Below are 11171 nucleotides of genomic sequence, written 5' to 3'. Positions count from 1 at the left end.
CATGCTGGAACTGCTGCACATTGAAAATATTGCGGTCATCGAGCAGGCGGACATTCAGTTTCGCCCGGGCTTCAACGCACTCACAGGTGAGACAGGCGCGGGCAAATCCATCGTGATCGACGCCATGGGCGCGGTGCTGGGGGGCAGGACCTCCCGGGATCTGATCCGCACCGGCAGCAAGAAGGCGGTGGTCAGCGCGGAGTTTTCCGGCGTGACGGGTGATTTGCCCGGTCTTGCGGAGAGCGGCGCGGAGCCGGATGAGGACGGCCTTTTGATGATTCAGCGTGAGATCGACGCGGACGGCAGAAACCTTTGCCGCATTAACGGCCGGCCGGTTACGGTATCCCAGCTGCGCGCGCTGGGCGCGAACCTCTTGAACATTCACGGCCAGCACGACGGACAGCAACTTTTGGACGAGGAGCAGCACGGCGCATATCTGGACCGCTTCGGACGGCTGGACAACTCGCTGGGCGAGTACCACAGTGTTTATGACGCCATGGCGGAGCTGTGCCGGAAGATGGAAACCCTTCGGATGGACGAGTCGGAAAAAGCCCGGAAGGTGGACAGTCTGCGCTTTCAGATTGAGGAGCTGGAGCGGGCCGAGCTGCGCCCTGGCGAGGAAGAGGAGCTGCTGGAGCGGCGGGATCTTCTGCGCAACGGGGAAAAGTACCTGTCGGCGGTGAGCGGAGCAGACCAGTGCCTCAACGGGGATGACGAAACCGGCGGCGCGGTGTCGCTGATTCAGGAGGCAGAAAATGCACTCGCCCATGTGAAGGGGCGCAATGGACGGCTGGAAGAAATATGGAACCGGCTGGAACAGCTTCACTGTGAAGCCTATGACCTTGCGGAAACGGTGCGGGACATGGCGGGGCAGTTCGACTTTTCGCCTCAGGAACTGGATGCGGTGGAGAGCCGGACCGACCAGCTGTACCGCCTGAAGAAGAAGTACGGCTCCACGGTGGAGGACATGCTGGCCTATCTGGACCGCAGCCGCCGGGAGTTGGACGAGATTGAAACGGCGGACGACACTCTGGCTCGGCTGGAAGGCCAACTTGTCAAAGCTAAAAAAGCGGTGACCTCTGCGGGCGCGGCGCTGTCAAAGGCACGGAAAACCGCCGCCGCGGAGCTGGAGCAGCGCATTTTAAAGGAACTGCGGGACCTGGACATGAATCGGGTCCGGTTCTCCATTGAATTTACATCCAAAGAGCCGGGGCCGGACGGATGCGATACCATCCGGTTTTTGATGTCGGCCAACGCGGGGGAGGATTTAAAACCCATCGCCCGAATTGCCTCCGGGGGCGAACTGGCCCGCATTATGCTGGCGCTGAAAAACGTATTGGCGGAGCAGGAGCGGGTGGGAACGCTGGTGTTCGACGAGGTGGATACCGGCGTGTCCGGCCGGGCGGCCCAGAAGGTGGCGGAGAAGCTGGCGCAGGTCTCCCGGCATAAACAGGTGCTGTGCGTGACCCATCTTCCGCAGCTGGCGGCCATGGCGGATTCCCACTTTTCCGTGGAAAAGGGAGAGCGCCAGGGAAGGACCTTTACGCAGGTGCTTCAACTGGACCGGGCGCAGCGCATGGCGGAGCTGGCGCGTCTCACCGGCGGCAGCAGGGTGACGGACGCATTGCTGCAAAGTGCGGGAGAGCTGCTGGACGAGGCGGAAGCCTATCGCGGAAAACTGTGAGCGGCTTTCCTTTCAGCAAACTCAACCGGGAGAAGTTTTCACGAGAAAGCACCGGCCTGCAAAAAATTTGACGGGAAAGGAGCCGTATCCATTTTAAAATGGATATGGCTCCTTTCCGTCTTCCTTTTGACACAGTGGAATCGAAGAGACAGCAAATCGCTGAAATTTCAGCTCCGGCACGATTCGCTGTGTCGGAACGAAACCGTCCGTGATCAACGGAGAAATTTTAAGTGTTATGTCTTTCAACGGAAGAGGCAGCGTGTCGACGAGTTCGTCTAATTGTACAAAGCAGTATAAAAAAATAGGCTGGAGCATAGTCATCTTTCCTTGCTTTGTCCTATGCGCGGTGTTAAAATACCGATAAGAGTAATCCGCGTAACTACCGGAAAACGATTGAAATGAAGGAGAAAAGTAATGAATCGTACGTTAATCTGTCAGATTCTCAATCACGAGATGATGCTGGCCACAGGGTGTACGGAGCCGGCAGCAATTGCCTTGACTGCTGCTGTCGCCCGGGAGCATTTGATTGGGGAACCCACCCACGTCAAAGTCCTCGCCAGCGTCAACATCATTAAGAATGCGATGGCTGCCGGCATACCGGGGACGGACTGCACCGGCATGAACTACGCGGCAGCGCTGGGTGCCGTCTGCGGTCGGGTGGACCGTCAGTTGCAGGTGGTGGACGGGGCCACGCCGGAGGATGTGACAAAAGCTGTGGAGCTGGTGCGCAGCGGCAATGTGGAAATGGGCCGAACGCCGGAGCCGGATAAGCTCTACGTAGAGGTGGAGCTGACCAATGGGTCACATCAGGCCCGCGCCATCATTCGAGGAGCGCACACCAACGTCACCTTTATTGAGGAAGATCATCGGGAGCTTGAGACTGCCGCGCAGGAGGCTGCCGCCGATCCCATCACGCCGCGGTTAATCAAGGAGACACTGAGCATACAGACGATTTATGACTTCGTGGAGACACTGGATCGGGAGAAGGACGACGTCCACATGATCGAGCAGGCCATCAAGATCAACAGCGAGATCGCAAAAGTGGGCGCCGAGGGAAGCTACGGGCTGAATATCGGCCGACACATCCGCCAGAGCCAGGAATCCGGCCTGATGGGCAAGGATGTGATGCTGGAGGCAGTGGCCGTCACATCCAGCGCCGCGGACGCCCGTATGGCGGGGGCCAACGCGCCGGTTGTCACCAACTCTGGCTCCGGAAATCAGGGCATCACCGCCACCATGCCCATCGTCTCCGCCGCGCAGTCGCTGGGTGTCGGCGAGGAGCGGATGTTCAGGGCCGTGACGCTCAGCCATCTGATGTCCATTCATATCCACGCCGACTTTGGCCTGCTCTCCGGCCTGTGCGGGGCCACCATCGCCGCGACCGGCGCGGCCTGCGGACTGGTTTACTTACTGGGCGGCAGCGCAAAGCAAATCGGCTATGCTGTCAACAATATGCTGGGCGACGTGACGGGAATGCTGTGCGACGGAGCCAAGGCCGACTGCGCACTGAAAATCTCCACCTGCGTGTTCACTGCATTCCACTGTGCGGCGATGGCCCTGCGGGACGAGACCGTGAAGCCCACCGACGGCATTGTGGAGCAGGACCCCGAAGTCACCATCGCTAACTTCGTGAAGCTGGGCAACGACGGGTCCCCCAAAATGGACGATCTGGTGCTGGATATGCTGCTGCAAAAGGGAAAGTAAGACGCCGACGGGAAAAAGACAGGCAGGGGGCTGTGAGATGCCCCCTGACCTTTTTGTTTCGTGTGTTTTACGCCGCAAATTGGATTTTCCTTGTATTGAAAGGAAGAAACTGCTATAATAATATAATTGATATTTTTAAACATACTTTCATACAAGGAGATTACTTTGCTGCATTATATTCAGGCGCTGCTTGGGCAGCTTGACCTTTCCTCCGCGCTGGACGCGGTGCTGCGGGCGGTCTCCGTTTTGCTGTGCCTTACGATTCACGAAACCTGCCACGGCTTGGCGGCACTGTCTCTGGGGGACCCAACCGCTAAATCCATGCACCGGCTGTCCCTGAATCCCCTGCGGCACATAGACTGGCTGGGTCTTCTGATGATGTTTGCGGTGGGGTTCGGCTGGGCAAAGCCTGTGCCGGTGGACCCACGGTACTTCAAGGACCCCAAGAAGGGGATGGCACTAACGGCGCTGGCGGGGCCAGTCTCCAATTTCATGCTGGCCTTTTCTCTGATTTTGATCAGCAAGGGAATTTACCTTTATGCGGATTACAGTCCGGTGTGGAACGGAATTTTCAACTTTTTGCTCTCCACCGCCATCCTCTCCATTGGTCTGGGGCTTTTTAACCTGATTCCCATCCCGCCGCTGGACGGGTCCAAGGTGCTGGGGGCACTGCTGCCCGACCGGGCGTATTTCATGCTGATGCGTTATGAGCGGTACGGAATGCTGCTGCTGATCCTGCTCTCCTTTGCCAATGTGGGCGGCGGATTGATCAGCCGCGCCATCACCGCGGTGTACACCGCCATGATCAACCTGCTCTATTGAGGTGAACGATTTTTGGACAGTCCCGTATTCAAACTGGAAAAAGTAGTCCGTGCCAAGTCTCAGGAAGAGATGCAGGACTTTGAAGGACCGCTGGACCTGATTTTGTTTTTGCTGGGCAAGAATAAAATGGAGATTCAGGATATCTCCATCGCCCTGATCTGCGACCAGTATCTCCAATGGCTGGAGTCACGCAAGAAGATGGATCTGGAGGTGGCCAGCGAATTTATTGCAATGGCGTCTCACCTGATTTATCTCAAGACGCGGATGCTGCTGTCCATTGAGGACGAAGAGGCCAAGGGCGAAATGGACGCCCTGATCCAGTCGCTGGAGGAGCGCCGCCGCAGCGAGAGCTACGGAGTGGTGAAGGCCGCGGCCATGCGGCTGGAGCCCATGGAGGAATTTGGCCGCAGCATCGTCATCCGTCAGCCGGAGCCGGTGGAGCGGGGGAAGATCTATGAATATGACCAGGACTCCGGTGATTTGATTCTGGCCATGGCGGACATCCGAGACCGGGTGGAGCGGGCGTTGCCCCCGCCGAGAACGGCCTTTGCGAACATCGTGCAACACGAGCCCTATCCCGTGGAGAGCAAGGCAAGGGAGATCGTCCAGCAGCTGAAGATCGGCGGAATTACCCGATTTTTGCTGTTGTTCAAGGGAAACCGGACTCGCAGCGAGGTGGTCGCAACGTTTTTGGCAATCCTGGAGCTGTGCCGCGCCCATGTCATCCGTCTGGCGGGGTCCGAGACGGACTGCACTGTGAAGCAGGAGCAGGAGCTTCCGGAAAATCTGACGCTGTAAGGAAACATCATGGAAAGTATGGACATGAAGGAGATTGAGTCCGCCGTGGAGGGAATTCTCTTCGCCTCCGGCGAGCCCATCCACATTGACCGCATCTGTCTTGCGTTGGACATTGATCGTCCGGCGGCGGAGCGGGTGCTGCAAAATCTGATGGACCACTACGCCTATGACCGCCGCGGCGTCCGGTTGCTCCATGTGGAGGATACGTGGCAGCTGTGTTCCGCGCCGGACTATGCGGACGTCATCCGCAGGGCGTTTGAGATCCGGAAGCCCGCCAAGCTCAGCCAGCCGGCGCTGGAGGTACTGACCATCGTCGCGTATTATCAGCCCGTTACCCGGGCCTATGTGGACCAGATCCGGGGTGTGGATAGTTCTTATACCTTGGGACTGCTTCTGGAGCGGAAGCTGATCGAGGAGTGCGGGCGGCTGCAGGTGCCGGGTCGTCCCCGGCTGTATCGGACCACGAAAAATTTTCTCCGTGCGTTCCACCTCCACTCACTGGAGGACCTGCCGGAGCTGCCGGATTTCGGCGGCGCGGGTCAGATGCGACTGGGGGACAACGGAGAGATCGTCGATCCGGACGGAGAGAAATGCGAGGCCGCGGTGCCGGACGAACCGGAGAACGGCGAATAAATTTCGCCTTGCGGGAAAGCTAAGGAAGGAGGGAGATCCGTTTGCTCTGGCTGAAAATTTTGGCGGGCATTACGGTTTTATTTGCCCTGTTTTGCCTTACGCGGCTAGGTGTTCGCATTGATCTGGGGGACATCGTGTCGGCGGATGTGACCTTTGGATTCCTGCACTTCCGGGTGGCTCCCTCAAAGGCTGAAAAGAAAAAGCCCAAAGAGGAAACAATGAAAAAGGAGCCGAAGGACCTGACAAAGACGCTGAAAAAAATCCAAAGCCCCACGCTGAAGGACCTGAAAACCGCGTATCAAATGCTCTGGCCGCCCTCAAAAAGGACGCTGCGACGGTTCGGCCGTGGCATCCAAGTCCGTCCGCTGACGATGTCGCTGACCCTTGCCGGTAAGAATGACCCCGCCGGAGCGGCGGAGGCCTACGGCGACATATGCGCCGTGATGTGGGCGGTGATGCCGCCGCTGGAGGAACTGATCGACATTCCGAAGCCGTCCCTCCACGTGGGCGTGGACTTCGACGCGGCAGACCTCCGTGTTCGGGGGCAGGTGGGCGTTTCGCTGCGAATCGGGACGCTGCTGGCGATGGGCTTCGATCTGTTGATCCCCGGTATCCGCTGGTTTATAAAATTTCAAAAGGCCCATAAACAGGACGAACCAAAGCCGGATCAAAAGGCGGAAACGCCGCCGGCCGCCGCGTAGAAAGGAAATCGCTATGGATAACAATGTTCAAAAAAGTCATCCGCTGAACGACCTGATGCGTTCCACCATGGAGAAGATCCATGAGATGGTGGACACAAATACCATCGTCGGACAGCCAATCACCACAGCCGACGGCGTGACGCTCATCCCCATCTCGAAGGTCAGCTTTGGCTTTGCCAACGGCGGCGGGGATTACGGTACCACTCAGCCCCAGAATTTCGGCGGCGGCAGCGGCGCGGGCGTGAAGATCAGCCCCGTGGCGTTTCTCGTGATCAAGGACGGGACGACGAGGGTTCTGCCGGTCTCCGTACCTCCAGTGTCCACCGTTGACCGGGTGGTTGAGATGGTCCCCGATATTCTGGACAAAGTGGAAAAATATTTCGACAAAAAGAAGGAAAAAGAGGACTTGTAACAGGGGTATACTAGGGTCACCTCAGTGGAAAGGTGATCGTAGATGGAAACTCGTTTCAAAAGATTCCTGACTTTGTTTTGCACCGTCTTAATTCTATACAGTGTTTTTCCTTGCCAAGCACACGCCGTTAGCATATCTGCCACGGCTGCTGTGCTGATGGATGTGGACTCCGGGCGGGTGTTATACGCCCAAAACGAAGACACCAAAATGCTGATTGCCAGCACCACGAAAATTATGACCGCACTGGTAGCGCTGGAAAACGGGGACTTGAACAGCACCGTAAAGATCTCCGCGGAGGCCGCGAACACGGAAGGCTCGTCCATGTATCTGAAGGCCGGGGAAAAGCTGAAGCTGGAGACCTTGCTGTACGGACTGATGCTCTGCTCCGGAAACGATGCGGCGGTGGCCGTGGCCCAGGGCGTGGCAGGCAGCACGGACAAGTTTGTGAAACTGATGAACGAAAAGGCGAAGGCGCTGGGTATGACCCATACCTCCTTTGCAAATCCAAACGGTCTGGACGACGACAAGCACTACTCCACCGCCAAGGATATGGCGGTTTTGGCCTGCGCTGCCATGAACAACGAGACCTTTTCCCGCATTGTCTCCACCCGCACTGTCACCGTGGGCGGGCGGACGCTGTCCAATCACAACAAGCTGCTCTCTTACGTGGACGGCTGCATCGGCCTGAAGACCGGCTATACGAAGGCCGCGGGCCGCACACTGGTCTCATGCGTGCGGCGGAACGGGCAGCGGCTGGTGGCTGTGACCCTTCAGGACGGCAACGACTGGGCAGATCACGCTGCGCTGTACGACTACGGTTTTTCCACATATCCGGCCCAGCGGGCCATGACCATCGGCGAGACGGTGGGGACGCTGGCGGTGACCGGCGGGCTGACGACTTCGCTTCCGCTGGTGGCGGCGGACAGCTTTTCCTGGCCGCTGGCGCAGGGGGAGAAGCTGGAGGTTCGATTTGAGCTGCCGAAGAGCCTGTGCGCCCCGGTGACGGCGGGGAATTCTGCGGGACAAGCCGTTTTCAGTCTGAACGGGAAAGAAGTCGGGCGGGTCGAATTGCTGTGCGGCCGCGACATTCTGTCGGCGATCCAGCCGCCCGCGAGTCTGCTGCGCCATCTGCGGCTGCTGATACAGGGCGGATGAACGTGCGGTTTTTGCCAATGCGGAAAGAATATAGCAGGTTGCCAAAAGAAGCGAGGACTTTTTTGGCAGCATGGAGCCGTGCAGGCGGGCGCGGCTTTTTTTTTGAAATGCCGAGAGGAGGGAAACACCATGGAGGAACGTCTGCAAAAGCTTCTGTCGGCCGCGGGGCTTTGTTCCCGCCGGACTGCGGAGATTTGGCTGGCCGCCGGGCGAGTGACGGTTAACGGCCATGCCGTCCGAATTGGGGACAGAGCCGACCCGGACCGGGACGATGTACGGGTGGATGGTGTGCCGCTTGGGAAAAAGGAGAACAAAACCTATATTTTGTTGAATAAGCCCCGGGGATACGTGTCAACTCTTTCCGACGAGAAAGGCCGTCCCACGGTGGCGGAATTGGTTCGGGACGTGGGGACGCGGGTTTTTCCGGTGGGTCGGCTGGACATGGATTCGGAGGGGCTGCTGCTGCTGACCAACGACGGGGAGCTGATGCAGAGGCTGATCCATCCGAGTTTCCAAATTGACAAAACCTATCAGGTGGATGTAACAGGCTTCAAGGCGGGGTTGGATGTGGAGCTATCTTCCGTCACAGAGCTTGACGGAGAACGGATCTGTCCGGCGACAGTGGAGGTGCTCGTTCAGAACAGAGACCACGCGCGGCTGTCCGTCATTATCCATGAGGGGAAGAACCGTCAAATCCGGCGTATGTGCGCGAAGTGCAGTCTGACAGTCCGCCGCCTGCGGCGAGTGCGGGAACACACGCTGGATCTTGGGGACCTGGCGGAAGGGAAGTGGCGGTTCCTGACGGCGGCGGAAACCGCCGCGCTGCTAAGGGAATGCTTGTAAGGTGATTTCTTATAGTTATAAAATCGCCTTTGCTCGGGGAAGCCATTGATGAACTAGTTTTAAATAAGATAGGATTCAGAGACTCCTTATACATTGACGATGCGTACGCGTTTTCCTTGCAGGATTTTTATAAATCCTGCAATTTTTATGCTGCGCGCAAAATAGAAAACTCGCTGTAATGAATCTGTTCGGATCCCTGCTGCGGTAAAAGTGCAGGTTGATATTGAAAAATGCAGGAAATGTGATACACTATTCAAAGTGGGCACTCAGTGCACGGATAGCGCGCTGAAACCGAGAAGAGCAATGGAGGGAAAATATTGTGGCTAAAGGCATCTTATATACATTGGAAAACGGCATGAGCGGTTTTTCCAAAGGGCAAAAGCGCATTGCTTCCTACATCATAGAGAGCTATGACAAGGCGGCGTTCATGACCGCCAGCAAATTAGGGGAGCTGTCGGGCGTCAGCGAATCCACGGTGGTCCGTTTTGCCTATGAACTGGGCTTCGATGGCTATCCCGCCATGCAGAGAACACTGCAGGAGATGATCCGCAGCCGCCTGACCTCCACCCAGCGCATCCAGGCGGCGGACAGTATGCTGAGCGGTCAGGACGTGCTGTCCTCCGTGATGCGGTCCGACTTTGACAAGCTCCGGTTGGTTGCGGACAAGGCCGACCGGAAGGATTTTGAACGTGTGGTGGACGAGCTGGTGCGGGCGCGTCATATTTACATTCTGGGTGTGAGGTCATCCTCCTTTGTGGCGGGATATCTGAACTTTTACATGCATTTGCTGCTGGAAAATGTCACGCTGGTACAGTCCAATGCCGCGGGTGAGATTTTCGAGCAGATGTTTCGCATCGGCACCGGCGACGTGATGCTGGCCATCAGCTTTCCCCGGTATTCCAAGGTTACCATCAACACGGCGAAATTTGCCAAGGACCGGGGCGCGACGATTCTGGCCGTCACAGATAACGAGCTGTCTCCTCTGGCGCAGATGTCCAGCGCGTCGGTCCTGGCGCCCAGCGAGATGATCTCCTTTGTGGACTCCATGGTGGCTCCGATGTCCATGGTAAACGCCCTGCTGGTGGCCCTGGGTTTCCGGCTGGGGAAGGATGTGTCTGCCACGTTCTCCGAGTTGGAGGACATCTGGGATGCCTACGGTGTGTTCGGAAGGTCGGACGATGAGTAAGAAAGTCCTGGTGGTCGGCGGCGGAGCCGCCGGCATGATGGCTGCGATCTCCGCGGCGGAGCGGGGCGCGTCCGTGACGCTGCTGGAGCCTAATGAGCGTCTTGGAAAAAAGCTGAATATCACCGGCAAGGGCCGGTGCAACGTCACCAACGACTCCACGGCGGAAGAACTGTTGGCCAACGTCCCTCACAACGGAAAATTCTTATACAGTGCCTTTTCCCGGTTTGACGGGCGGGACGCCATGACGTTTTTTGAGGAGCTTGGTGTTCCGCTGAAGGTGGAGCGGGGAAAGCGGGTATTTCCCGCGTCTGACCGTTCCTTCGATATCAGCGACGCGCTGGAACGGCGGCTGAAAAAGCTGAACGTCTCCATGCTGTGCAGGCGGGCGACGGGTCTGCTGACCGAGGACGGCGTGGTTCGGGGCGCAGAGACGGAGCAGGGGATGCTTTTTGCTGACGCTGTAATTCTGGCCACCGGCGGCGTGTCCTATCCCGCCACTGGCTCCACCGGGGACGGTCACCGTCTTGCGGCGGAGGCGGGTCACATGGTCACGCCCCTGCGGGGTTCTCTGGTGCCTTTGCAGGAAGAGGGCAACGTCTGCGCGAAATTGCAGGGACTCTCTCTGCGAAACGTGGGGCTGGCGGTCTTTGAAAACGGCAAGAAAATTCATACAGATTTTGGCGAACTGCTGTTCACCCATTTCGGCGTCAGCGGCCCTCTGGTGCTGTCCGCCTCCGCCCACATGCGGCATTTCGATAAGAAGGCGTACCGGCTGGAGATCGACCTGAAGCCTGCGCTGGACGAGGCACAGTTGGACAGGCGTCTGCTGGCGGACTTTGAAAAATACGCCAACAGCGATTTTTGCAACGCGCTGAATGACCTGCTGCCCCAGAAGCTGATCCCGGTCATGGTGGAGCGCTGCGGGATTTTCCCGCACCAGAAGGTCCACGACGTCACAAGGGAGCAGCGGCAGGGTTTGCTGTGCCTTTTGAAGCATTTCCCCATTGATATCGCCGCCCCCCAGCCGGTGGAGGACGCCATCGTCACCTCCGGCGGCGTAAAGGTGTCGGAGATCGATCCACATACGATGGAGTCAAAGCTTGTAAAGGGATTATACTTTGCGGGAGAGCTGATCGATGTGGACGCCTATACCGGCGGATTCAACCTACAGATTGCCTGGTCAACCGGGCGCGCCGCCGGATTTGCGGCAGCGGAAACCAAGGAGTAAGGAGC

General features: G+C 57.9%; 11 protein-coding genes. All 11 read left to right on the top strand.

What is annotated here, in order from left to right; translation table 11 throughout:
• The first annotated feature begins 1 nt into the window (after position 1).
• The 11 genes from recN to ABWQ15_RS01255 all read left to right on the top strand — a co-directional run bounded on the left by recN (position 2) and on the right by ABWQ15_RS01255 (position 11166).
• Positions 2-1684 carry a DNA repair protein RecN gene (gene recN, locus ABWQ15_RS01305; RefSeq protein ID WP_353907020.1) on the top strand — a complete coding sequence of 561 codons (1683 nt, stop codon included), beginning with the start codon at positions 2-4 and terminating at the stop codon, positions 1682-1684.
• Positions 1685-2098: 414 nt separating this feature from the next.
• Positions 2099-3388: an L-cysteine desulfidase family protein gene (locus tag ABWQ15_RS01300; RefSeq protein ID WP_353907019.1), complete on the top strand. Its 1290-nt coding sequence runs from the start codon at positions 2099-2101 to the stop codon at positions 3386-3388.
• 165 nt (positions 3389-3553) lie between these two features.
• Entirely contained in the window at positions 3554-4210 is a 657-nt protein-coding gene (locus tag ABWQ15_RS01295; RefSeq protein ID WP_353907018.1) for a site-2 protease family protein, read from the top strand.
• Positions 4211-4222: 12 nt separating this feature from the next.
• On the top strand, positions 4223-5008 hold the full coding sequence (locus tag ABWQ15_RS01290) for a segregation and condensation protein A (RefSeq protein WP_353907017.1): 786 nt from the start codon (positions 4223-4225) through the stop codon (positions 5006-5008).
• 9 nt (positions 5009-5017) lie between these two features.
• Positions 5018-5641 (top strand): SMC-Scp complex subunit ScpB, encoded by a 624-nt coding sequence (scpB, locus tag ABWQ15_RS01285; RefSeq protein ID WP_353907016.1) that lies wholly within the window; start codon positions 5018-5020, stop codon positions 5639-5641.
• 41 nt (positions 5642-5682) lie between these two features.
• Positions 5683-6342 carry a hypothetical protein gene (locus ABWQ15_RS01280; protein ID WP_353907015.1) on the top strand — a complete coding sequence of 220 codons (660 nt, stop codon included), beginning with the start codon at positions 5683-5685 and terminating at the stop codon, positions 6340-6342.
• A 13-nt stretch (positions 6343-6355) separates the two neighbouring features.
• A complete protein-coding gene (gene ytfJ, locus ABWQ15_RS01275) occupies positions 6356-6754 on the top strand; it encodes a GerW family sporulation protein (RefSeq protein ID WP_353907014.1) in 399 nt (132 codons plus the stop codon).
• 42 nt (positions 6755-6796) lie between these two features.
• Positions 6797-7909, top strand: a complete 1113-nt coding sequence (locus ABWQ15_RS01270; RefSeq protein WP_353907013.1) for a D-alanyl-D-alanine carboxypeptidase family protein — start codon at positions 6797-6799, stop codon at positions 7907-7909.
• Positions 7910-8038: 129 nt separating this feature from the next.
• Complete coding sequence (locus tag ABWQ15_RS01265; RefSeq protein ID WP_353907012.1) at positions 8039-8752, top strand: pseudouridine synthase; 714 nt, start codon at positions 8039-8041, stop codon at positions 8750-8752.
• A gap of 319 nt (positions 8753-9071) precedes the next feature.
• Positions 9072-9938, top strand: coding sequence for a MurR/RpiR family transcriptional regulator (locus ABWQ15_RS01260; protein ID WP_353907011.1), 867 nt, complete (start codon positions 9072-9074; stop codon positions 9936-9938).
• Positions 9931-11166, top strand: coding sequence for a BaiN/RdsA family NAD(P)/FAD-dependent oxidoreductase (locus tag ABWQ15_RS01255; RefSeq protein ID WP_353907010.1), 1236 nt, complete (start codon positions 9931-9933; stop codon positions 11164-11166). The genes ABWQ15_RS01260 and ABWQ15_RS01255 overlap by 8 nt, the downstream gene beginning before the upstream one ends.
• Positions 11167-11171 lie beyond the last annotated feature (5 nt).

It is taken from the genome of Oscillibacter sp. (genome assembly GCF_040505565.1).
Taxonomy (GTDB): domain Bacteria; phylum Bacillota; class Clostridia; order Oscillospirales; family Oscillospiraceae; genus Oscillibacter.
This window is presented reverse-complemented; position numbering and strand designations above follow the sequence as displayed.